The organism is Shewanella japonica (genome assembly GCF_002075795.1).
GTDB lineage: Bacteria > Pseudomonadota > Gammaproteobacteria > Enterobacterales > Shewanellaceae > Shewanella > Shewanella japonica.
In genome coordinates, this window is sequence record NZ_CP020472.1 from 1198362 (window position 1) to 1222692 (window position 24331).

General features: G+C 41.3%; 25 protein-coding genes. 9 read left to right on the forward strand and 16 right to left on the reverse strand.

The window, feature by feature from the left end; all coding sequences use genetic code 11:
- Positions 1 to 387: 387 nt before the first annotated feature.
- The 8 genes from SJ2017_RS05055 (at position 388) to SJ2017_RS05090 (ending at position 7155) form a co-directional block, all read left to right on the forward strand.
- Positions 388 to 2109, forward strand: coding sequence for a pepsin-like aspartyl protease (locus SJ2017_RS05055; RefSeq protein WP_080915082.1), 1722 nt, complete (start codon positions 388 to 390; stop codon positions 2107 to 2109).
- A 24-nt stretch (positions 2110 to 2133) separates the two neighbouring features.
- The gene (locus tag SJ2017_RS05060; RefSeq protein WP_080915083.1) at positions 2134 to 2631 is read left to right on the forward strand and encodes a GNAT family N-acetyltransferase; all 498 of its coding nucleotides are present in this window, start codon (positions 2134 to 2136) and stop codon (positions 2629 to 2631) included.
- 124 nt (positions 2632 to 2755) lie between these two features.
- A complete protein-coding gene (locus SJ2017_RS05065) occupies positions 2756 to 3544 on the forward strand; it encodes an SAM-dependent methyltransferase (protein WP_080915084.1) in 789 nt (262 codons plus the stop codon).
- A gap of 100 nt (positions 3545 to 3644) precedes the next feature.
- Positions 3645 to 3914 (forward strand): hypothetical protein, encoded by a 270-nt coding sequence (locus tag SJ2017_RS05070; RefSeq protein WP_080915085.1) that lies wholly within the window; start codon positions 3645 to 3647, stop codon positions 3912 to 3914.
- 6 nt (positions 3915 to 3920) lie between these two features.
- Positions 3921 to 5684, forward strand: a complete 1764-nt coding sequence (locus tag SJ2017_RS05075) for a tetratricopeptide repeat-containing diguanylate cyclase (protein ID WP_080915086.1) — start codon at positions 3921 to 3923, stop codon at positions 5682 to 5684.
- A gap of 189 nt (positions 5685 to 5873) precedes the next feature.
- Positions 5874 to 6230, forward strand: a complete 357-nt coding sequence (locus tag SJ2017_RS05080; protein WP_080915087.1) for a DNA polymerase III subunit psi — start codon at positions 5874 to 5876, stop codon at positions 6228 to 6230.
- A 70-nt stretch (positions 6231 to 6300) separates the two neighbouring features.
- Positions 6301 to 6801: a ribosomal protein S18-alanine N-acetyltransferase gene (gene rimI, locus SJ2017_RS05085; RefSeq protein WP_080915088.1), complete on the forward strand. Its 501-nt coding sequence runs from the start codon at positions 6301 to 6303 to the stop codon at positions 6799 to 6801.
- Positions 6802 to 6936: 135 nt separating this feature from the next.
- Positions 6937 to 7155: a DUF6500 family protein gene (locus SJ2017_RS05090; protein WP_080917403.1), complete on the forward strand. Its 219-nt coding sequence runs from the start codon at positions 6937 to 6939 to the stop codon at positions 7153 to 7155.
- A 126-nt stretch (positions 7156 to 7281) separates the two neighbouring features.
- On the opposite strand, the gene lipA is transcribed toward SJ2017_RS05090, so the two are convergent.
- The 14 genes from lipA to leuS form a co-directional block, all read right to left on the reverse strand.
- On the reverse strand, positions 7282 to 8247 hold the full coding sequence (gene lipA, locus SJ2017_RS05095; protein WP_080915089.1) for a lipoyl synthase: 966 nt from the start codon (positions 8245 to 8247) through the stop codon (positions 7282 to 7284).
- Between the two features lies 1 nt (position 8248).
- Complete coding sequence (gene lipB, locus SJ2017_RS05100; RefSeq protein WP_065110013.1) at positions 8249 to 8899, reverse strand: lipoyl(octanoyl) transferase LipB; 651 nt, start codon at positions 8897 to 8899, stop codon at positions 8249 to 8251.
- Between the two features lie 93 nt (positions 8900 to 8992).
- Positions 8993 to 9259: a DUF493 family protein YbeD gene (gene ybeD, locus SJ2017_RS05105; protein ID WP_055025773.1), complete on the reverse strand. Its 267-nt coding sequence runs from the start codon at positions 9257 to 9259 to the stop codon at positions 8993 to 8995.
- A 157-nt stretch (positions 9260 to 9416) separates the two neighbouring features.
- Positions 9417 to 10592, reverse strand: a complete 1176-nt coding sequence (locus tag SJ2017_RS05110) for a serine hydrolase (RefSeq protein WP_080917405.1) — start codon at positions 10590 to 10592, stop codon at positions 9417 to 9419.
- Between the two features lie 224 nt (positions 10593 to 10816).
- Positions 10817 to 11629 carry a septal ring lytic transglycosylase RlpA family protein gene (locus SJ2017_RS05115; protein ID WP_174567604.1) on the reverse strand — a complete coding sequence of 271 codons (813 nt, stop codon included), beginning with the start codon at positions 11627 to 11629 and terminating at the stop codon, positions 10817 to 10819.
- The gene (gene mltB, locus SJ2017_RS05120) at positions 11619 to 12656 is read right to left on the reverse strand and encodes a lytic murein transglycosylase B (RefSeq protein WP_065110015.1); all 1038 of its coding nucleotides are present in this window, start codon (positions 12654 to 12656) and stop codon (positions 11619 to 11621) included. Before mltB ends, SJ2017_RS05115 begins: the two co-directional genes overlap by 11 nt.
- 89 nt (positions 12657 to 12745) lie before the next feature.
- Positions 12746 to 13858: a rod shape-determining protein RodA gene (gene rodA / locus SJ2017_RS05125; protein WP_055025769.1), complete on the reverse strand. Its 1113-nt coding sequence runs from the start codon at positions 13856 to 13858 to the stop codon at positions 12746 to 12748.
- Complete coding sequence (gene mrdA / locus SJ2017_RS05130; RefSeq protein ID WP_055025768.1) at positions 13855 to 15711, reverse strand: penicillin-binding protein 2; 1857 nt, start codon at positions 15709 to 15711, stop codon at positions 13855 to 13857. The genes rodA and mrdA overlap by 4 nt, the downstream gene beginning before the upstream one ends.
- Before the next feature lie 95 nt (positions 15712 to 15806).
- Positions 15807 to 16277, reverse strand: coding sequence for a 23S rRNA (pseudouridine(1915)-N(3))-methyltransferase RlmH (rlmH, locus tag SJ2017_RS05135; RefSeq protein WP_055025767.1), 471 nt, complete (start codon positions 16275 to 16277; stop codon positions 15807 to 15809).
- Entirely contained in the window at positions 16277 to 16606 is a 330-nt protein-coding gene (gene rsfS / locus SJ2017_RS05140; protein ID WP_055025766.1) for a ribosome silencing factor, read from the reverse strand. Before rsfS ends, rlmH begins: the two co-directional genes overlap by 1 nt.
- 88 nt (positions 16607 to 16694) lie before the next feature.
- On the reverse strand, positions 16695 to 17348 hold the full coding sequence (gene nadD / locus SJ2017_RS05145) for a nicotinate-nucleotide adenylyltransferase (RefSeq protein WP_080915091.1): 654 nt from the start codon (positions 17346 to 17348) through the stop codon (positions 16695 to 16697).
- Positions 17345 to 18376 (reverse strand): DNA polymerase III subunit delta, encoded by a 1032-nt coding sequence (gene holA, locus SJ2017_RS05150; protein ID WP_080915092.1) that lies wholly within the window; start codon positions 18374 to 18376, stop codon positions 17345 to 17347. Before holA ends, nadD begins: the two co-directional genes overlap by 4 nt.
- Positions 18376 to 18870 (reverse strand): LPS-assembly lipoprotein LptE, encoded by a 495-nt coding sequence (locus SJ2017_RS05155; RefSeq protein WP_055025763.1) that lies wholly within the window; start codon positions 18868 to 18870, stop codon positions 18376 to 18378. Before SJ2017_RS05155 ends, holA begins: the two co-directional genes overlap by 1 nt.
- Before the next feature lie 163 nt (positions 18871 to 19033).
- The gene (gene leuS / locus SJ2017_RS05160) at positions 19034 to 21613 is read right to left on the reverse strand and encodes a leucine--tRNA ligase (RefSeq protein WP_080915093.1); all 2580 of its coding nucleotides are present in this window, start codon (positions 21611 to 21613) and stop codon (positions 19034 to 19036) included.
- Positions 21614 to 21733: 120 nt separating this feature from the next.
- On the opposite strand from leuS, the gene SJ2017_RS05165 reads away from it, so the two are divergent.
- Entirely contained in the window at positions 21734 to 22234 is a 501-nt protein-coding gene (locus SJ2017_RS05165; protein ID WP_080915094.1) for a zinc ribbon-containing protein, read from the forward strand.
- 44 nt (positions 22235 to 22278) lie between these two features.
- Here SJ2017_RS05165 and SJ2017_RS05170 read toward each other — a convergent pair whose 3' ends face one another.
- A complete protein-coding gene (locus tag SJ2017_RS05170; protein WP_080915095.1) occupies positions 22279 to 22773 on the reverse strand; it encodes a prepilin-type N-terminal cleavage/methylation domain-containing protein in 495 nt (164 codons plus the stop codon).
- Positions 22770 to 24299, reverse strand: a complete 1530-nt coding sequence (gene lnt, locus SJ2017_RS05175) for an apolipoprotein N-acyltransferase (RefSeq protein WP_080917406.1) — start codon at positions 24297 to 24299, stop codon at positions 22770 to 22772. Before lnt ends, SJ2017_RS05170 begins: the two co-directional genes overlap by 4 nt.
- Positions 24300 to 24331: the final 32 nt, after the last annotated feature.

The following is a 24331-nucleotide window of genomic DNA, read 5'->3' on the forward strand; positions in this document are numbered from 1 at the left end:
ATCTATTGATTCATAACGTTAATGTTGTAAAGAACCTTTAGGTTTTTACAACATTAACTGTTTGCCTATTTTCTACTCCCACTCCAACTCCAACTCCCACTTTAGCCAAGCTTTAATACATCAGCCCTATATAGCCTTAGACTCGCTTTTCTCATCGGTTAAGGTGTCATTATGTTCATATTTGATGACAACTCTTAATGAGCTAAGTGTATTAAAAATAACCTAATAACCATCTAATGAGTGACAAAGGTCATCATGTTAATTTAAAGTAACGGTTCAAGGAGTCAGAAAGGCTCTTTTTAGATAATCTCTGTAAATTACCGAAAATCAGTAAAATACAAGCGATAGCATATTGAATAGTATCAATAGCAAGGAAGCAACACCTGCATGAGCAAGCAAGATCACAGCGATACTGAGACTTTAGATGAAGCAACAGTTGCATTAGAACAAGCAATAAACCAACAAGCAGCGCAACAAGCCTCTGATGATGATCATCATCAACACCTACTAGGCCATTGCCATCATCATAATCAAATGCAGCAACATTTAGATGATCAAGCTAATCCTGAAAATGTTGATGATTATTGCTCTGAAAAACCATCTACAGCCAAGTTCACTGCCCAATCAATACAGCCTAGAACCGTAAAATTACCCCTAGTCAATGTGTATGCCAAAGGTGGTTACTGCGTACAAATGCGCCTTGGCAGTGAAGGTAGCTTGGCTAATTTAATTGTTGATACCGGTAGCAGTACGCTTGTTGTAAAAAAGCAGGTGTATCAGCCCCATGAAGACCAATATCTACAATCTAGTCCTTTTGCACAACAGGTCATATATGGCGCGGGTGGCTGGGATGGCCCATTAGTGCATACCAAGGTGAGTGTGAGTGAAGATGGTCTCAAGCACGACCCATTAGCTCAAGATTCTTTGGATGAAAATACCTCAACCCACGTCCCACATTTAAACTTAGCGCATCAGCCTTTATCACTTAACGATTGTCCTGTCGCGATTGTACCTTCATTACAGCAACAAAAAACGTTCGCCGATGCAGACGGTATTTTAGGGCTGGCGTATTATGGGCTTAATAAAAGCTATGATTTAACAGCCTACATCGAAAAACATAAAATTAAACCCGCCTCGACCTTTCCATGGCCTTTTTCAGAGCCAAACTCTGTGTGCCCAGCCCATTGCGAGAATGATGAAAAGAGCTGTGATGAAGCAGACGAGTCAGAGCGTTTTAGTGGCGAGGATTTAAAGCGTTTCAGAAAATTCTTGAAAAAACAGCCACAGCAGACCGTCGTACCCTATTTTACTCGCCTTAACAAAAATGGCTTAACGCACAATAAATTTGGCTTTTATTCAAAACGCTCGAGCATCCATATTGCTAAACAAGAGTATACCCAAGAGCAAATCGCAGCAGATCCACTTAACAAAGGCTGGTTGATTCTAGGCGGTGGCAAAGAGCATACCGAGTTGTATCAGGGAAAGTTCAAAACCATTGATGTGATTCATAATCGCTATTACAACGTCAAATTGTATTCAATGCGAGTGGGTGAACAAGCAGAAGTAGAGGCTCCAGCATTACAAAGTCAGTATGTCGCATCCCATAAAAGTAATGCCATTATCGATACGGGCGTATCAGGTATTTTACTGACAGACTTGTTATACAAAGCCATGATGACTGGATTTAACAATGTTTCTAGTGACTTTGTAACGTTAGTCGAGCCATTCAAAGATATCAGTTATCAAGAGAAAGGCATTGATATGGGCGAGTTATTTAAAGGCCGTGACATGACTGGCCATCACCCAGATGATTTAAGCCATTGGCCGACACTGCATTTTACTTTTGATGGTGAAATCACCAACGAATGCCCTGATTCAGAAAATGAAGTTATCGATAAAGCGATTACTATCAGTTGTAAACCAGAACATTATTGGCAACTCAATTCGCCAAGCCCAGGTAAAGCGTGTTTTAAAATAGTTAGTCAACTTCCACGTTGGCCAAACCAATGTTTATTAGGTTTACCGTTACTTAATGATTATTACGTGATATTTGACCGTTCAGCCCATGAAACTGGCGTAATTCGATTTGCTGAGCAAAAAGATTACTAATTCAATATTGGAGGTGATTTTCAAATGCATGAATTTGAGACTGAAAGATTGTCTATGAGGTTGCTAAAAGCTGAAGATAAAGAGTTTTTTACAGGACTATATTGTGATCCTAAAATAATGAAACTTATAGCTAAACCTTTAACAGAAGAGCAATCTAATGTGATGTTTGAGAGGTCACTTACACATATTGAAGGCGCGAACCCAAAAGAGTTAATTTGGGTAATAAGGGTGAAAGCAACGCAAGAGGTCATTGGAATTCAAAATCTGTTTATTTTTGGTAATACCTCAGAAGATGCTGATGCAGGCTTAATTTTAACAAGAACCGCTCATGGAAAAGGTTATCCAAATGAGGCTACTGCAGCGGTTATGGATTATGGCTTAAAAAAATTAGGAATAAGAATTTTTCATACTAATTGTTCTGCTAGAAACTATGCGATCCAAAGAGTGATACGAGCTATGGGATTTGTTGAGAGCACTAAGTCATCAGATGAACAAGTACATTATTTCAAAAACGTACTATAGAATTTTTTGTAATTGATTCACTTTATGATACTTAGTCAAAGAATTAGCTGGTTTACAATTCTAAAACGAAACTATAACTGTTATCTTACAGTTGGTTTGGGATATTAAATTAAATAGGGGACTTATGGCTGGAAGTTTGGCCTGTGTTGGTATTGGAATGACGCTAGGTGCGCATATTTGTCCGTTAAGTAAAAGCTACATAGAACAAGCTGATGTCGTCTTTTCTGCCGTCTCCCATGGTATTACTGAGCTGTGGTTGCAAGAAATGCACTCAGATGTTCGTTCTTTACAAGAGTATTACCAAGAGGGTAAGTCGCGCCTAATCACCTACAACGAAATGGTTGATGCGATGATGACTGAAGTGAGGGCGGGTAAAAAAGTGGTCGGTGCTTTTTATGGTCATCCAGGGGTATTCGCCCAAGCGCCCCATAAGTCAATTGCAATGGCAAAAGCAGAAGGATTTGCCGCAAAGATGATTCCGGGTATTTCAGCAGAAGATTGCTTAATCGCAGATTTAGGTATTGATCCTGGACGCTTTGGTTGCCAACAATTTGAAGCAAGTCAGTTTATGTTTTATAAACGCCAATATGATCCATCTTGTTATCTTATTTTGTGGCAAATAGGACTTGCTGGAGATCGCTCGTTGGCTAAGTTTTCAACGGGTGCAGCGCATCGACAAGTGTTAATTGAGTTGCTTAGTGAAGTTTATCCACTGGATCACCAAGTGATTTTATACGAGGCTGCCGTACTTCCAATTGATAACATTCGTATTGAAACTTTGTCACTTTCTGAGTTGGTCACTGCTGAGATTCATATGCACACGACTTTAGTGATCCCACCTAGTGAAAAAATGCAGCCAAATGAAAAGCTTGTAGCACGTTTGGCTGAAATTGAGCAAGAATTAGCGCAGTAGGATATCGCGCAATTAAATAGTGTATTAGCATAAGTTGAATTGCTGCATTATAACTAAAAACGTCGTTAAATCGGCACTTTAGCAATCTTAAGGAGATAAGATGTCAAGTATTATTAAGTTATTAGAACGTATGGGCCAAGAGTCAGGTTTAACCGAATCTGCAATCGAGTTTGAAACAGCTATTACTGAATCAAACTTAAATGAAGAACTAAAAAAATCGATGTTAAGCCGTGATATTGTTGCTTTAGAAAAATCATTAGATATTTGCCCTGATGTTGTTTGTGTATTATTTCCTGCTGAAGAAGAAGAGACAAAAGAAGAAGATAAAAAACCTAGTGAAGATAAAACTGAAATTGCTGCGATTATTTAAAGATAAATGCCTAAATTTATAGTCGCTTTAATTATTTTCATTTCTTTCATCACTCCATCTTGGGGTGATGAAATTCGCAGTATAGATTTTTTGTTAGAAAAAGCTTCAGAAAACAGAAGTAGCGATGCCGACGAATTCAATAAATTGATGGAAGAATTGAAAACATTTGAAAGTAATTTATCTCGTATTCAAAACGATGAATATAGTTATCTTCTTGCTTATCAAATGGCCTTTAGAGGTGACTTTGTTGGAGCTCAAACTATCTGGGAGCAGTTAAGTGTTTCGGGACAAACAATAAATATACAATTTAAAGCAAATATATCCTTGATAAATACCATGGCATTATCCAAGGAGTGGAACAAAGGGTTAGGTTATTTAGAAAAGAATATTGAGTTAATGCACTTAATTACAGACTCCGAACTAAGCCAATTAGGAGTATCTGTCACTTCTTATTTCTATAATAAAATTGGTCAATATGAACTAGGGTTGGATTATGCAACTAAGTTAGACAATCTTTTTTTAAATGGGAGAAACCTTTGTGTTGCTAAACACCAAATAGTTGAATCAAAATTTTACCTTAAAAAATTACAATTAAACTCGGCTGACTTCAAAACTGCAATTGATGCATGTTCAATTGGTGACGAACCTGTTTGGCTTAGCGCAATTCAAATATACAAAGCTAGATTGATGCTTGAAAATAATGATTTTAAATCAGCACTAAATGTCCTGAATAGTAATGTTGAAGAGATTGAAAGAATTCACTATATTCCTATTCAATCACTTTTTTATGCATTATTGGCTAAAACATATCAAGCTGAAAATGATGATGAGAAAGCAAGAGAATTTGCTCTTCAAGCTATTGAATTAACAAAAGGTATGTCAAATACTGATTCTGAGGTCATTGCTTACAATGTATTGTTCCAGTCATCGGTGAATGACAGTGATTATGAGTCTGCATTACGTTATTACATCAAATTTGCAGAAGCTGAAAAGTCCTACTTTGACGATTTAAAAACCAAATATCTCGCTTTCCAACTTGCCCAGCACAAAGCGGTTGAGCAAAAAGTCCAAATTGAATTGCTTAACAAACAGAACAAGCTATTACAAGCTAGCCAGCGCCTTGCTGAAAGTGAAACTGAAAATAATCGCTTGTTTATGGCCTTATTGATCATGGTTATAAGCTTATTAAGTTTAGCCTCGATTCGTGCCAAACAAACCCAGAAACGTTTAAAGCGTTTAGCGCAATATGATTCGCTGACTCAGATATTCAACCGTGGTCATTTTACCTCTGCTGCGCAAGAGGCGATTACGGCCTGTCAAAAGAATCAAGATACAATCAGCTGTATTCTATTTGATTTAGATAATTTTAAAGGTATTAACGATAAACATGGTCATGGTTGCGGTGACTGGGTGCTTAAACATGTTGCTAGTACTTGTGATGACTTAAAGCGTAAGCAAGATATATTTGCGCGCATAGGCGGCGAAGAGTTCTGTGTTGTTTTATCGAACTGTAATGCTGAAATGGCGATGAATATCGCCGAAGATTACCGTAAAGCGATAGCAGCATTAGACAGCTCGCCAAGCGGGTATGAGTTCCCAATTAGTGCAAGTTTTGGTGTTACAGATAGTCAGCAGTCTGATTACAGCCTAGAGGCGTTAACTAGCAATGCTGATAGTGCCATGTACCTTGCCAAGCATACTGGCCGTAACCGAGTTTGTAATTATGCCGATGTTGAGTCCGCAAAAGATGCTGACGGTGTGATGATATAAGGGGTTATCATTATAAGTTGGCAGAAATTTAAAACTAATCATTGTTTATAGATAAAGCGATTGTGCTGAAAAGCATTAATCGCTTTATTTTTGGTTAACAAATTGATTAATGAACTGCTATTCTAGTCACTTATCAAGTTGTTTCGTTATCTCAACCTTTATGTCGTCTTTCGCTTAGGGAGTACTCTTTTGGAAAAATCAGCTTATTTAGATGCAATGGGGGTAACTCGTTGGCGCAGTGCTGATGCGAAAGGAAAACCATATTTAATCATTTATGACAGCGAGGCTGATAATAATGGGGCTGATATTAGCCAGCACCCGTTAGTTACAGAGGTGCTATCTTTATTGAATATCGCACTTGCTGATTGTGATTTTGATACCGAAATGGTCAAGGGGATGCAGGTTGTCTGGGATATGCGTAAGTTAAAAGTGCGCCCCCGAGTGGCTTGGTTAGTGTCGTCCCCTTTAGATGAACTGCAGCAAGGGCATCAAGCCAAACGTGAACTGTGGCAGCAGATTTATCAACATTTATCAAAAGCAGCTTAGGTTTTAGCGGTTTTTAATACCTAAAGTAAGTCATTCTATTCTCATCATTACCATATGAATCCAACATCTTATGTCTGATAACTCATCGCTACCTGAATATCAAAAAATACCTTCTTCTTTAACGGTAACAATACGTCTACTGGAGGTTGAGAACGCTCCTGAGATGTTTAATATTGAACAGCAGGCTCACAGTCACCCTTGGAGCCTTACAAACTTAGCAGACTGTTTTGGGCGTTTATATCGCGTTTATGGCGCTTATGACGGGCAGATATTAGTTGGTTTTGCCATAGTGCAGCAAATGGTTGATGAACTAACCTTGCTGGATATTTGTATTGTGCCAAATTATCAAGGATTAGGGTTAGGTAAGCAATTACTTGACCATCTTATGATTGATGCAAGGCAGTATGACGCGGTAGTTGTGATGCTAGAAGTTCGACAATCAAATCAAGCTGCGATCGGCTTGTATCATAAATTAGGATTCAGTGAGTCTGGTAGGCGTAAGGGCTATTATCCGTGTGATACTGGCCGAGAAGATGCCATATTAATGGATTACTCGATTGAAGCTGCCTGATATGACCTATCATGTTAGGTTGATTTAACTAAGCATTATTGACGTCATTATATAAGAGTAAGAAGTCGCTAGGCTTTTTGAAACACGCAACGGCGATGGCTGTAAGCATTAACTGAGTATGAGAATTAAGTGGATATGAGAGCATCACTAAGAGCCAAAATCATTGAAGTGTGTGATAAAAAAATTGCGGTGAAAGGGGATAATGTTGGCGTGTCATTTTATGCGTTTTTTGCTAATAAAAATGATGACCCTGAGTTGTTGATGGAAGCCGCAACTTGGTGGATTCAAACACATAAGCTCGACCATTTTGTTAAAGCCAAGATAATCAAAAACATGGTTCAACAAGGGCGATAAAATCAGCTAATGCAATTGAGCTGCGGTTTGCGGGTAAACTTGTCATTTGCCAGTTAGGTTAACTTATGGCTCATAAAAAACGGCGCGATGCGCCGTTTTTTGTTTAAATCGACCAGCTTTAACTACTTACTTCACTTCTTTACCTTGAGCTTGTAAATCTGCATGGTAGCTTGAGCGTACTAACGGACCACAGGCTGCATGAGTAAAGCCAAGTTCGTCTGCTAACTCTTTTAATGCATCAAATTCAGCTGGCGGTACATAACGTTCAACAGGTAAATGGAACTTAGAAGGCTGTAAATATTGACCTAATGTTAGCATTTCAACGTCATGAGCACGCAAGTCGCGCAGCACTTGAGCGATTTCTTCGTTAGTTTCACCGAGTCCCATCATTAAACCCGATTTAGTCGGTACATTAGGGTGGCGCTCTTTAAAACGTTTCAATAAATCGAGTGACCATTGATAGTTCGCACCAGGACGCGCTTTACGGTAATGCTTAGGTGCTGTTTCTAAGTTGTGGTTAAACACATCAGGTGGCTCAGTGGCAATGATGTCTAATGCTGCATCAATACGACCACGGAAATCAGGCACTAAAATCTCGATTTTGATATGCGGATTTAAAATTCGGATTTCACGGATACAATCAGCAAAGTGCTGTGCGCCGCCATCACGCAAATCATCACGGTCAACAGAGGTAATAACCACATACTTAAGTTTCATATCCTTGATGGTTTGCGCTAACTTTTTAGGCTCTTCTGCATCAGGTTTTAGCGGACGCCCATGGGCAACGTCACAGAAAGGGCAGCGACGAGTACAAATGGCACCTAAGATCATGAATGTAGCTGTACCATGGTTAAAACATTCAGCAAGGTTTGGGCATGATGCCTCTTCACAGACTGAATGTAAGCCATTTTTACGCAGTGCTGATTTAATTTCAGTAATACGTTGGTTCGATGCAGGTAGCTTCACGCGTAACCAATTAGGTTTGCGCAACATGGTTTCTTTTTCAGAAGGAACCACTTTTACTGGAATACGTGCGACTTTTTCGGCATCACGCAGTTTTACACCAGGTTGTAATCTTTCAGGCCTATTCATATTATTCTGCTAATCCTTGATGATGTACAAGTTCTTGGTAGCCCAATACTTTGCTTAATGTTTGAATCAGTTTTTCGCCAGCTTCAGTTACGGTTTGAGGGCCGCCTAATGCTTTGCATTGCACCATTTCAAGCCCAGCATAACCACACGGGTTGATGCGTTGAAACGGCGCTAAATCCATATCGACATTGAGGGCAAGGCCATGAAAAGAGCAGCCTTTACGAATTCTAAGCCCTAAAGAAGCCACTTTGCGTTCGTCAACGTAAACACCTGGAGCATCAGCTTTAGCGTATGCATTGACATCATACATAGCCAACATATCGACAATGCTTTGTTCGATGTTATTGACCAGTTGTCGTACGCCTAGTTTACTGCGCTTGATGTCGATAAGAGGGTATACAACCAGTTGACCTGGACCGTGATAAGTCACTTGACCGCCGCGGTCGACTTGTATGACGGGAATGTCACCAGGGTTGAGGATGTGCTCGCTTTTGCCTGCTTGGCCTTGGGTGAATACGGGCGAGTGTTCAACAATCCATAATTCGTCATTGCTGTCGCTGTCACGATTATCGGTATAGGCTTGCATTGCATGCCACACTGATTCGTAATCTTGGCGTCCAAGATGTCTGATATGTAACGCTTGAGTTTGCAAGGGCAACCTCTCCCCTCAAAAAAGATGGCTTATTATACGCACCTAACACTAAAAAGACATTAAAGTGTTAGGTTGATCACGTTTTAAACGCAATTAAAGTACGCGGTTAACGCCTTCAATTGCTGCAAGATCTGTATAAACTTTTTCGATGTGCTCTTTGCTCGTTACAGTAATACGAATAGAAATAGCGTAGTACGTACCTTTGCTTGACGATTTTACTGTTGGGGCGTAATCGCCTGGAGCAAGCTGTTGTGCAACGGCAACAACACGATCGGCTAGCGTATCATCTGCTGCGCCAATGACTTTGAATGGGCAAGAATTCGGGAATTCCATTAATTCGCCAAAGTTTGTATCTATCATGTGTGTGCTCTCTGCGGTTGTGTTTTGTGCTTTGTGTTCTATATGGGGTAATTATACTGTAATACAAGGCTAATGCGGTTAAATAAAGCGGTAAAAAATAAAGTCACCCTAAGGTGACTTTATTTATATGAAGCGAGGTTATGGTTTTTAGCTAGGTTTAGCCAAACCAACCTTCAAACATTTGCTTGAAGTAATCCATAAGTTTACTAAACCAGCTGCCTTCGTTCACTTCATTAAGAGTAACAAGTGGGAACTCAGCAATATCTTTTCCGTTAAGTTGGAAGAAGATACGGCCAACCGTCTCACCTTTAGCTAAAGGCGCAGATAAAGGCTTAGTTAACTCGAAGTTAGCTTGTAAGTTTTTAGCTTGGCCACGATTAATGGTAATTGGGGTGTCAGTGACCACACCTAAATCTACCGTTTCACGATCGCCATACCAGATTTTTTGAGTTACAAAGGTGTCACCCGCTTTATAAGGGGTAATCGTTTCAAAGAAACGGAAACCATAATTAAGTAACTTTTTGCTTTCCGCTTTACGAGCTGACTCACTGCCCGTACCCATCACAACAGTGATTAAACGCATGCCGTCATTGGTTGCAGAAGAGACTAGGTTATATCCAGCGCCAGAAGTGTGGCCTGTTTTAATACCATCAACATTTAAGCTGTTGTCCCATAGCAAGCCATTACGGTTGTACTGTTTAATACCGTTAAAGGTAAATGACTTTTCAGAGTAAACACGGTATTCATCTGGTACATCACGAATTAATGCAGCACCTAATAATGCCATGTCGTATGCAGTTGTTTTGTGGTTGTCAGAATCAAGACCGTGTGAGTTTTCAAAGTAACTTTGGGTCATACCTAGCTGTTTTGACCAAGAGTTCATTAAATCGACAAAGCCGTCTTCTGTTCCGGCAATATGCTCAGCCATGGCGACACAAGCATCGTTACCCGATTGAATAATAATGCCTCGGTTTAGGTCTTCAACAGTGACTTTTTTACCTACTTCGATAAACATTTTCGACGAATCTGGGAAGTTTTTAGACCATGCTTTTTTACTGATGGTTACTTCGTCATCCAGCGAAATGTTGCCAACTTTAACTTCATGACCAATAACGTAGCTGGTCATCATTTTGGTTAAGCTAGCAGGGTTAAGTGACTCATAGGCATTATTTTCAGCAATAATGCGGCCAGAGTTGTAATCCATTAATACGTAAGCTTTAGCGGCTACCGTTGGCGCATTTGGCATAACCATAGGTGCGTTGGCTGCTTGAGAAGAAAAAGATACAGCGGAAAGCAGCAGCAAAGATTTAAGCGGTGTGTTTACAATTTTCATCATTGAGTTTGCACATCTCTGGTTAGTCATGAAAGAAGTCGAGTCGTTAATCAATATTTAATGATATTACAGCGAGTTAAACATAAAGTAGCTAACTACTTCAGTTGATTTACACACTAAAACGACACAATTAAAATAATTATATCATTAGTCGACCATAAATTGGCATTTAGGTTCATTAACAAGGGTTAATTTACAGTCGGTAATGACAGGTTATTATCGATTTATTTTTTTGTCGGTGTTCTCAGGTAACTTTGTGGGTAACCGTCTTGTTTTATCTGGGTTAATAACTTATTGGCTAGGTAGGTTTGCGCTATCGGTCCTAGCAGTAAGCGGTAAAAGCCATTTGCACTTTCTACTATTGCAGGCACCTTGTATTTGCGCTCAAACTCTTTCGCTAATACGTTAATTCTTACTTGGTCTTTAGAGGCCACAACTTGAATGATATGTACGCTGTCATCTTTTAGTTCATCTAGGGCCATAGATTCAGGTGACTCAATATGAATGGTTTCAATACTTACTTTGGCAGTACCGCTACCTAGCATGTCGAGTTTATAGGCCGCAGCATATGACAAATCAATAATACGCCCTTCGTGAAATGGGCCGCGATCATTGACTCGAACGATAACCTGTTTGTTATTGGCTTCATTAGTCACTTTAACATAGCTAGGTAAAGGCAAAGTCTTGTGCGCCGCAGACATTGAGTACATGTCATAGGTTTCGCCATTTGAGGTTAAATGACCATGAAACTTAGAGCCGTACCAAGAGGCATAGCCACTTTGTCTAAAGTCTTTTGCTGTCGGTAATACAGTATATGACTTACCACGCACGGTATACGTTCGCTTATTGCCTTGTCGGCTGTAGGGCTCATATTTGGGATGGGCATCTTCAACTTTACTGACATCCGGTGCACTTTTCGGAGCCCGGTCATTTTTCATTTGATAACGATCATCTTGGCTTGAACCTGAGCTTGAACACGCACTGAGCAAAGCACATAAACTGACGATGACAAGGCTTAAACGAGTGTTATTTTGCATGATAAGCTGCTTCTAACTGTTGGCTAAACTGGTAAACGGCCATAGCATAAAGCGGGCTACGATTATAACGAGTGATGACGTAAAAATTATTTAAACCTAACCAATACTCGTTCATCTCAGGTTGTTCAAGCTTAATTAATAATGCAGCTTGTGATGCATCGATGTCTTTAGATTCTGCCAGACTTAAACTTGGCGCTAAAATGTCTGCAACGGTTTGTGTTGGCTTACCCTTAACCCAAACACTTGCAGCAGGCGCAGTGTCACTGGTGTGGTTTAATTTGAGTGTAACAGGAGCACCTTTTTTCCATCCGTGTTGATGAAAGTAGTTAGCAACACTGCCAATGGCGTCTTCTTTACTATTGAGTAAATCTCGACGTCCATCGCCACTGAAGTCAACAGAGTAATGGCGATAACTTGAAGGAATAAATTGACCATAACCCATTGCGCCAGCGTAAGAGCCTTTTAGATTATCGTTATCTAATTGTTCTTCTTTGATCAGTGACATCAAGTTGCCAAACTCGCTGCGGAAAAAGGTCGCTCTTGGCGGGTAATAAAATCCTAAGGTATATAAAGCATCTTGAACCTTATAGTTACCCATGTAACCGCCGTAGAAAGTTTCAATACCAATAATGGCCACGATAATTTGTGGGTCGACTTGAAACTTTTCAGCTGCCTTTTGAATGGTCTCAGCATTTTCTTGCCAAAATGCGAGGCCTTTTTCTAATCGCTTATCAGTTAAGAAAATGGGGTAATATTGATGCCAAGGTTTGGCTTCCCAAGGTTTTGAAATGGCATCTAATACAGCTTGATTATGGTTAGCACTGGAAAGAAATTGCTGCACTTCTTGTTCAGTAAACCCTTTACTGACTTGGGTGGCGATAAATTCTTGTTTTAGGGCGAGGACTTCTGCGCTATCTGTCATTTTAGCGCTATCAGTCACTTGCGTATTTACCGTATCTTCAGCTTGAAGGCTGGTGCAGCTCAGTAGCAATGCTAATCCAGCTGCGAGTCTTGTTTTAAAGTGCATTAACAATCCTATTGTTTAATGTTTATTAGCGACTTATTGTAATGCGAGCCGTTGTGATACGACTCGAGGCATAATATACAGCGCAATACTTAACGGTCTATGAATCGTCGATGAGTATGAATACTCATTAAGATGCCAAATCCTATCATCAATGTCATCATCGATGTTCCGCCATAGCTGACTAACGGCAGTGGTACGCCCACTACAGGTAAAATGCCGGAAACCATGCCAATATTCACGAAAATATAAACGAAGAAGGTCAGGGTAATACTGCCCGCGAGCAAGCGGGCAAAACTGGTTTGTGCTCGTGAGGCGATAACAAGGCCTCGGCCAATGATATACAAGTACAAGCCTAATAAAATTAAACTACCTATCAAACCAAACTCTTCGCCTATCACGGCAAAAATGAAATCAGTGTGGCGCTCAGGTAAGAATTCTAATTGTGATTGTGAGCCCTGTAGCCAGCCTTTACCCCATAGACCACCAGAACCAATGGCAATTTTGGATTGGATAATATGATAGCCTGCACCTAGAGGATCACGTTCAGGATCGAATAGGGTCATCACACGTGTGCGTTGATAATCGTGCATTAAAAAGAACCACAGTATTGGCAGAAGCGCCAAAATTGCTGCGACACAACTGCCGACAATAACCCAGCTCATGCCTGATAAAAACAGGACAAATACACCTGATGCGGCAACAAGAATCGACGTTCCTAAATCCGGTTGTTTGGCAATTAATAAGGTTGGGATTAACAGTATGACTAAACCGCCCGCTAAGTGGCGCTTTTTAGGCGGCAATGGAAACTTACTGATATACCAAGCCATCGTAATTGGGAAGGCTAATTTGATGAGTTCAGAGGGCTGAAACTCCATAAAACCGAGGTTTAACCAACGTTGTGCGCCTTTATTGATGGTGCCAAAAAAGTGCACTCCCAAGAGCAGTATTATGCCTGCAACGTAGATGGGCAGAGCCCACCGCCTGAGGATTTCAGGGTTAATTTGTGCAAATACAAACATTACGCCTAGCGACAGTGTTAAGCGAACTAACTGACGCTCCATCATGGCTGCATCTTCGCCACTGGCTGAATAAATCACAAATAAGCCAAATAGCATTAATGCTAATAGGCCCAGTAATAGTGGCAAATCTATGTGAAGTTTTTGCCAGATATTTTTTTTATGTGGGTGGTGAGAAGCATTCATTCTTCTACCTTCCATTCGTCACGTAACATATATTCATCCAATAGAGCACGGGCAACTGGCCCTGCATTAACACCACCCCAGCCAGCATTTTCAAGTACAACTGCTAAGACTATTTTCGGGTTTTCATAAGGGGCATAGGCAATGATTAATGCGTTATCTCGTAAATGCTCTGCAACGGTTTCAGAATCGTATTTGGCATCTTGTGCGACACTGAATACTTGCGCCGTACCGGTTTTCATTGCTGCGGTATAAGTAGCATCGGTAAAGCGAGATTTGTGAGCTGTGCGGCGCATTGCTTCATTGATGATTTCCCAGTTGTTGTCATTATCGAGCACAATTGGGGCTTGCTCATCTATCGGTGTATCAATTTTTGATGTTTCATCTTTAAATGATTTTAACAAATGAGGTGTGAAGCGCTGTCCATGATTGGCTAATATGGTGGCAGCATTCGTTAACTGTAATGGCGTGGTTGTCCAGTAGCCTTGGCCAATTCCCACCGAAATAGTGTCACCAATATACCAAGGTTGGTTATAGCGCATGCGCTTCCAATCTTTTGAAGGCATGATGCCGTTGGCCTCTTCGTAAATATCGATGCCAGTGGATTCGCCAAAACCAAATTGGGACATAAACTGGGCAATTTTATCGACACCGACTTTATAGGCGAGATCATAGAAAAACGTGTCGCAGGAATCCATGATTGAACTATACACATCTACCCAACCGTGACCCCAACGTTTCCAATCTCGGTACTTACGCTCAACATTTGGAATTTGCCAAAAACCAGGATCCCAAATACGGGTTTTCTCGGTAATGGTTTTTTCTTCTAGCCCAAGCAGTGCGACATGGGGTTTAATCGTCGATGCAGGTGAATATTGACCTTGTGTTGCACGGTTAATCAAAGGCCTAGATTTATCATTAAGTAATGCGCTATAGGCTTTAGAACTAATGCCATGTACGAATAAATTAGGGTCGTAAGTTGGGCTAGAAACCATGGCGAGAACACCACCATCTTGCGGGTCAATAGCGACAACAGAGCCACGGCGACCATCGAGTAACTCCATGGCTTTTTGCTGCAGTTTTAAATCTAATGTTAAGTAGATATCTTGACCCGGTGTCGGCGGGGTGACTTTTAAGGTACGGATCACTCGACCACGGTTATTCACTTCTTCTTCTAAGTGGCCAGGTTTACCTAATAATAAGCTTTCGTAGAATTTTTCGATGCCTTGTTTGCCAATGTCATTGGTTGCGGCATAGTTTTTCCATTGTCCTGAGCTTTCAAGTGAAGCACGGTCACGAGCATTAATTTTTCCAACATAACCCAATACATGGGTCATTAAGCCTTCATATGGGTAATGACGTTTAAGGCCTGCCTCTACTCTAAAGCCAGGAAATTGGTGTTGGTTAACACTAAATGTGGCAACTTGTTCTTCAGTGAGACGGGATTTAATTGTAAGTGGCTTAAAGCGGCGATGGTAACGCAATCTTTCAGTGATGCTTTCTCGTTCATCTGGGGTGAGCGCAATGATCTCATTGAGTTTATCCAGCGACTCAGTTATTCCTTGGGCTTTTTCTGGGATCAGTTCTAACGTATAAAAAGGTTGGTTTTCAGCCAGTAACTGTCCGTGTCTGTCATAAATAAGACCACGACTAGGTGCAACAGGCACCACACGAATACGGTTATCATTGGAGCGTGTTTCGTAATCTTGGAAAGAGACAACCTGCAATTGGTATAGATTAGACAGCAGGATACTGATTAGGACAAATACGCACAGGAAGGTAAACAAAGCACGACGTTTGAATAGCGACGCCTCGGCAGCGTGGTCGTGCATGGCAATGCGCTTTTTTGGCGACACTTAAGCTATCTCCGATAGGGGTAAGGCAGAAAAAATTCAGAATAGCTATATTAGCTGAATTAACTTCACTTTTACCAGCGCTTTACCAATTAGGTTTATTCTCTGTGGTAGGGGTGGTTGTTATTTATGCTCCATGCTCGATAAAGGCTTTCTGCCACCAAAACTCGAACTAATGGATGGGGTAAAGTCAGTGCAGATAAACACCAACTTTGGCTTGCTGCTGCTTTACAGTCAGGAGCAAGACCTTCAGGACCGCCAATCAATAAGCTGACATCGCGGCCATCAAGTTGCCATTTACTGAGTTGCTGAGCAAGTTGAGGCGTTTCCCAATTCTTGCCTGGCAAATCTAGGCTTACAATGTGATTGCCTTTGGGCACTGCTGCTAGCATAAGTTCGCCTTCTTTTTGAAGAATGCGTGCTATATCAGCATTTTTACCGCGCTTTCCTGCGGGGATTTCAATCAGTTCTAACGCCATATCGCGAGGAAAGCGACGTTGGTACTCTTCAAATCCGCGGGTGACCCAATCTGGCATCTTAGTGCCAACAGCAATCAGTTGTAACTTCATTATGCGTCGCTATCAGTCCATAGTTTTTCTAGGTCGTAGAATTCGCGTGTTGCTTGCTGCATCACGTGTAAAATTACGCCACCTAAATCAACCAGTACCCATTCGCTGCTGTCACGACCTTCAACACCTAATGGTTGCATGCCTGCAGTTTTAGCTTCGACGATCATATTCTCTGCGATTGCACGAACATGTGTTTTTGATGTACCAGAACAAATTACCATAAAATCAGTAATGTGCGATTGGTTTGCCACGTCTAATACCACAACGTCTTTGGCTTTTAGGTCATCGATCTTATCGACAACAAAATCTTTTAATTCCGTGCTCTGCACGTCACTTACCTCGATCTGTTAAAACAACGGGGCATTATACGCAAAATACCCCTGTTAGCGCAATTGAACTGGCGTGCAAATGAACAGCTTAATTAGCTTGATACAGACTATGTTGGCAAATGTATTGCTGAATGACCCCAGGGAGTAATGCATTTAGCTGTGCATTGTTTGAGTCTTGGCGTTCTTCGACTGTTAAATTGCTCAGCAATTGGCGTATTTGTGTCGAGGAGATATCTTGCGGCTGTACTTCGATAGGGTAGATTTTTCCTGTCAATGCACTGGTACTGACGAGTTGGTTATCTGCTAATACGCTTGCCATTGGATGTTCAGCTGTTAACTGCCAGCCTGGTCGCTGACATACGACGATATGGCATAAGTCGAATAATGATTGCCAGCGATACCAAGTGGGTAATTGGATAAACGAGTCGGTTCCCATAATGAAGTAAAACTGATGCTGGGGATATTGCTGTTTAAGTAATGCTAACGTTGCTACCGAATATGATGGCGTGTCACGATTAATTTCAATATCACAAAGTGCAAACTCATCATATAGCTCACAGACAGCTTGAGTCATTGCAAGACGATGTTGACTGTTGACTGTCGTTGATTGTTTGTGGGGCGGTATATGATTTGGCATTAACCAAATTTTATCGAGATTTAGCTGATGCAAGACTTCCAATGCGGGCTTGATGTGACCTAAATGAATTGGGTCAAAAGTGCCGCCTAGTAATCCTATTTTCATGTCTGTAGCTCAATATGGGCAAGGCGGCGATGTGCATTTGGATCAAATAGCAAACATAAATGACTCATAGCGGTCCAATCTTCAATACCCTGTTGTTTGAGATTCATTTCCATTTTTGAAGCAAAGGCAAGCATGTGTTCGATTTGGCTTAGGGTTAAGCGAGTTAATGCTGCTTGATAAAGCGGTTTGCGTTTATCCCATATACGGTGCTGCTGCCAAAGACTATTAAGCTGTGCGCCTTCTTCGACCGCCGTTTTTAAACTAAGCAGTACATTAAGTTCTTTAAACAGTGCCCACATTAAAATTGGCATGGCGGTGCCTTCACCATTTAATTGCACCAGCATGTGCTGTGCGTGCTTTTGATGGTTACCTAATAGGGCATCCGTAAGCTGAAATACGGTAAAGCGAGATTGATCTTCAAAATAATCAGTTAAATGATCACTATGAATCGGTTGTTCCGGACTGAGTAATTGCAGTAGCTGTAGTGCTTGCTCTGCTGCTAATAAGTTACCTTCAAACAAATTAAACAGCATGGCTTTGGCATCCATTTGCACTTGCAAATGATAATGATGGATTCGGTTATCTAGCCAGCGCTGAAATTGCTTCCCTTCTGGGGTGGTACAAGGTAAATAAATGCCAGATGCATCGAGGGTCTTAAACCATTTACTTTTAGTTTCAGCGGACAGCTTTGGTCCGTGAATAAGTAAAATAATGTCTGGATTAGGGCTTTGCATCATTGAAATTAATGCAGCAGAGCCTTCTGTGCCGGGTTTAGCTTGTGGCAGGGTTAATTCAATGATCCGTCGACTGGCAAATAAACTCATGGATTGCCATTCCTGAATCAAATCATTCCAGCTGAAACCTGTTTCTTGAGTTAAGTGAACACGTTCATCAAAGCCATGCTTTTTCGCTGCTGCTAAAATCTGTCCTTTGCAATTTTCGATGAGCCATGGGTCATCGCCAAATAACAGGTAGCAACCTTGCGGATTTTTTAAATGCTGGCTTATTTGATCTGGGTAAACCCGCATCAATTCACCTCGATTGAGGCCAACGTTTGAATAATGTTGTCAGCTGCTTGAATACGCATTTCTTTGACCAACATATCCATCTCGCGACTTTTAGCGAGAGCTGTACGAGGATCGTCTTGGTAATCGCGTCGTACTTCAGCATGGAAAATTTGTGGTTCAGATTGTGGCAAAGTGACGGAATAATTCACTAAATAAATCAATTCGTATTCGGCAACGTTACCTGTTGGGTATAACGATAATGTCGCTCGCTCTAATGAGTCGTTAATTAACCTTAGTGTTGGCGTTGTATCTGATGCAGGTACTGTTGAGACTGCATGAATACGTAATCTGTCGCTTACCAGTCTTGATAGCTCACTGTATTGATCGCTGGTGCTTAAATGTAATTCTTCAAGCTCAGCTGGAATAGAATAACTGCGTTGTAATTTAAAGCCGCAACCTGCAGTGGTTAAGATAACCAGTGCGATTATTGCCAAGCTAATGCGTTGTATTAGCATCACTGTTATTGGCATCCTTTTAAACGTTGGAGTGGATATTTTGCTAAAGCAAAGTTGAATAATAGATTACAGGGAAATAAGTAAGGTTGCTAATCAATAGCAACCTTACTGTCAGAAAATGCATTATTTCACTGTAGTGAACAGCGTTAATTGTTGAAAATGATTATTTTGCAACAATGTTCAGCAGTTTACCTGGTACGTAAATCACTTTACGCACGGTGACACCGTCAGTGAACTTTTGTACGTTTTCATCCGCTAAGCCTAACGCTTCAACTTCTTCTTTTGATGCATCTGCAGCAACGGTGATTTTAGCGCGCAGTTTACCATTCACTTGAACGATAATAAGTTTGCTGTCTTCAACCAGTGCTGACTCATCAACTGTTGGCCATAAGCTATCTTCAATATCAGTTTGGTTACCTAATGCAGTCCATAAGCTAAAGCTTGTATGTGGAATGATAGGGTAAAGCAAACGCGTTACTGCAGTTAATGCTTCTTGCATAAGTGCACGGTCTTGCTCGTTGGCAGACGGTGCTTTTTGCAATTTGTTCATTAGCTCCATGATAGCGGCAATAGCAGTGTTGAACATTTGACGACGCTCGATGTCATCACTGACTTTGGCGATGGTCTTATGCAGTTCACGACGAAGTGCTTTTTGATTGTTATCAAGCGCTTTAGGGTCAAGAACAACAACGTCACCTTGAGCAACATGATCGTGTGCCGTTTTCCATAAACGCTTAATAAAGCGATGTGCACCTTCAACACTTGATTCTTGCCATTCAAGCGTTAGCTCAGGTGGTGCAGCAAACATCATGAATAAACGTACGGTGTCAGCACCGTATTTATCAACCATTTCTTGTGGGTCAATACCGTTATTCTTAGACTTCGACATTTTGCTCATACCGGTGTAAACCAGCTCATGGCCTTCTTTGTCGACAGCCTTAACTACACGGCCTTTATCGTCAGTTTCTTGAACTGTTACATCAGCTGGTGAAACCCAAACTCGAGCGCCTTTCTCATTGGTGTAGTAGTACGCATCAGCAAGTACCATACCTTGAGTTAATAGACGTTTTGCTGGCTCGTTCGAATCCACTAATCCGATATCGCGAAGTAATTTGTGGAAGAAACGGAAGTAAAGTAAGTGCATACACGCATGTTCGATACCACCAATGTATTGATCCACTGGTAACCAGTAGTTCGCTTTAGCAGGGTCAAGCATTTGATCGGCATGCGGGCTACAGTAACGTGCGTAGTACCAAGATGATTCCATAAAGGTATCGAAGGTATCTGTTTCACGTAGTGCTGGCTGGCCGTTAACTTCTGTCTTAGCCCATTCTTTGTCTGCTTTAATTGGGCTTTGAATACCATCCATTACCACATCTTCAGGTAAGACAACGGGGAGTTGCTCTTCTGGCGTTGGCATGACAGTACCGTCTTCAAGGGTCACCATTGGAATTGGTGCGCCCCAGTAGCGTTGACGAGAAACACCCCAGTCACGTAGACGGAAGTTGACTTGACGCTTACCTTTACCTTCTGCGGCAAGTTTTGCATCAATCGCATCAAAAGCGGCTTGGAATTCAAGACCGTCGAACTCAGCTGAATTAAATAGTACGCCTTTTTCAGTGAAGGCTTCTTCACTAATATCTAGCTCACCATCAACTGGCTTTATTACAGCTTCAATGGCTAAACCATACTTTTTAGCAAATTCGTAATCACGTTGATCATGAGCAGGAACAGACATAACAGCGCCTGTACCATAGTTCATTAATACAAAGTTTCCGACCCAAATTGGGACTTCTTTACCCGTTAATGGGTGAATGGCATTAAGACCCGTTGCAACGCCTTTTTTCTCCATTGCAGCCATAGCAGCTTCAGTGGTATCAACGTTTTTACATTCTTCAATGAATGCAGCTAACTCTGGGTTATTCAGCGCGGCTTTTTCTGCTAGCGGGTGACCGCTTGCAATCGCAACATACGTCACACCCATAACGGTATCAGGACGCGTTGTGTAGATATCGAACGTCTCGTCACTGTTAGCAACATTAAAGGTCATTTCGATACCTTCACTGCGGCCAATCCAGTTACGCTGCATTGACTTAACCTGTTCAGGCCATTCGTCTAGCTGATCAATATCATTTAATAGCTCTTCAGCGTAATCGGTAATTTTGATGAACCACTGAGGGATTTCTTTTTGAACCACTTCAGTGTCACAGCGCCAGCAGCAGCCGTCTTGTACTTGTTCATTGGCGAGTACGGTTTCATCGTTTGGACACCAGTTTACTGACGCAGTCTTTTTATAGACTAAGCCTTTTTCGTATAGCTTGGTGAAGAACCATTGCTCCCACTGGTAGTACTCAGGAGTACAAGTCGCAATTTCACGACTCCAATCATAACCAAAACCCAATAATTTAAGCTGGTTTTTCATGTAGTCGATATTTTCGTATGTCCACGGTGCTGGGGCAGTCTTGTTGTTGATTGCCGCATTTTCAGCAGGTAGGCCGAATGAGTCCCAACCGATAGGTTGTAATACATTTTTACCTTGCAAACGATGGTAACGAGCAACAACATCACCTATGGTGTAGTTACGGACGTGTCCCATGTGAAGTCGACCAGATGGATAAGGGAACATTGAGAGACAGTAAAATTTCTCTTTGTTTTCATCTTCTGTAACTTCGAAGGTTTTTTTGTCTTCCCAGTGCTTTTGCACTAGGGCTTCAATTTCTGAGGGATTATATTGCTCTTGCATCAATCTATTCCGGCCTATGCCGCCCATTGTTTGATCTAACGCTAAAAAGCGCGAGTGAGATCTGCATAGAATAAACTAGAAGTGATGCATTAAAAAGGTTCAGATGAAGGAGTATTTTTTATGAGTGGAAGAAGTTCAGCATTATTAGGGCTTTATCAGACGCTTTTTGAGCAAGTGAAACAGCGCTATGAAGAAGATAACTCATTGACTGCAAAGAGCCTTTTTGCATCAGTAACCCAGTGTAAAGATTGTTTGCAATTGAAGTCAGAAGCTCAAGCAGAGGAACTCGCTTTAGTAGAAGAATTTTTAAAGCGTGACATCGCAAGCTATGTAAAAGAGGAAAATGCTGAAAATCTCAGTTTTAGTCCTACAGTTATCACTTTAGAAAACACCCTTTGGCATTGGCTAGGTGAAATTACGGATAGAAGCCAAGTTGAATGGCATGAGATTGCCCAAGACTTCAAACACAAGGGCTTTTATATGTCGGGTGAGGTGATAAACCAAGGAAAGGTCATTTGTACTGAATGTAACCATGAAATGAGCATTGAGTTTCCAAGCTTAATTCCTGACTGCCCTCAGTGTGATAATGAAATGTTCACCCGAGAATCATTAGCACCTTAATGTTTTAACTAAGGTTAATTGGCTCAGCTGAGCCAATTAACGGTTTAACACCCAGATACCTCGTTAACATAGCCTGGTGGGCTGGTTGCATTAGCAGCTTGGGTATAGAGAAAATAACATTGGTCATCTTGGACTTTGCCGTCTTGGTTTAGATCGTAACCGATAAAGGTATTTGCAATACCTTGGTACTCAATCACAAAACCATCATCAAGAATGAGCCATTTTTCGATATCAGTATTGTCTAGGTAACCCCATTTTAGGCGGGTATTAAAGCTGTCATCACCTTCTAAATCAATATCTAACAAATCATCACGGCTTCCTACAGCTTGAGTAGAAAAGCTACTCATCTGCGAGCGGGCATAAACAAGATTATTTGCTGTTTTAGCACTGGCATTGAGCTGTGCAAGGCCACTGACTCTCGCTTCAGTAGAGACAGTGATAAATTTAGGTGCTGCCACGATGGCTAAAATAGCCAAAATGATAATGACAACAACGAGCTCAATTAAGGTAAACCCTGTTTGCTTTTGTTTTTGGTTCAATCAGTTTTGCTCTGTTTCCAGATCGACACTTGAATAGCGATGCCAACGAGTAATAGTAACCAGCACAATATCAATAATGGGGTCTGACCTAGATGTTTAAACCAAGTTTCACCGTCATATAAAGCGACATCGGCCACTAATACGCCTTCTTTAAATTGTGGTATTTGGTGGGTAATACGCCCGTGGACATCAACCACTGCTGTCACGCCATTATTGGTTGCTCGAACCAGTGGTCTACCAAGTTCAATTGAGCGCATTTGGGCAATTTCCATGTGCTGTAGAGGGCCAATTGAGTCACCAAACCATGCATCATTTGACACAGTAAGCAGTAAATCAGTATCAGCATGAGTATTGGCGCGAAGCTGTTCTGGAAATACGATTTCATAGCAAAGTGCTGGAGCAATTTGATACCCCATAGTGTTAAGGTTTTGCTGTTGAAAATTTCCCCTAGCAAATGATGACATTGGCAGATTAAAAAACGGTGCCAATGGTCTTAGCAGACTCTCAAACGGGACGAATTCACCGATAGGCAGTAAGTGGTGTTTTTTATAATCATTAGTGCCATTGCCTTGATAATCGCCCATAGGTTGAACGGCTTTATTAGCGTTACCTAGGACAATAAGAGAATTATAAAAATCATTCTTTTGCAGACTGATGATGCCAGTAATAATGGCACTGTCATTCATATTGGCGACTTTATCTGTGTTTCTTAAAAAATCACCCACCATTGATTCTGGTGCTGGAACAGCAGCCTCTGGCCATATGACAATATCAGCATCAAAATTTGGACGGCTTAAGTCCATGTATTTTAGCAGTGTAGGCCATAGTGCATCAGGCTCCCATTTCATGCTTTGTGCAATATTACCTTGCACCAAGGCAACTTTTACAGTCTCATTGCGAGGGGTAATGTCCGATATCATTGGTGCTGCGATTGTGGACGCCAATAGCACTGCAGAAATAATGATGGCACTCATAAAGCGCTTTTTCATGACCAATGCAATAGAGCCACAGAATAGGGCAATGATGTAACTTAATCCAAGTGCGCCAACAATGCTGGCTAACTCAGAAAGTGGCCCTTGGGTTTGGCTGTAGCCAGCCCATAACCACGGGAACCCAGTTAATACCCAGCCTCGCATCCACTCTGTAATAACCCAAAGAGCTGGAAACAAACCTAGATATTGGAAATAACAATGCCAATGCTTAAAGCGTGGGTGTTGACTAAGCTTAGCGGTGAGGTAGCCTGCCAGTGCAGGATAAAGTGCTAGGTAAAGAGCTAATAACCCCATTAATGTCATCGATACAAATAAGGGTAATCCCCCAAAGGTGTCGATGCTGACATGTACCCAGCTTATACCAAAGGCAAAACAGCCAAAGCCGAAACTTAACCAGTGAAAGAAGTTTTCTTTTGGGGTTAATTTACGGCTTTGCCAGAGGACAAATAACATCGCCGCTGGATAGAAGGCCCAAATGGAGTAGGGCGCAAAAGCGAGTGTGGTTGAAGCACCCGCAATAAAAGCGGTCATCATCTTAACTAAAGATGATGCAGAGATATTATTTT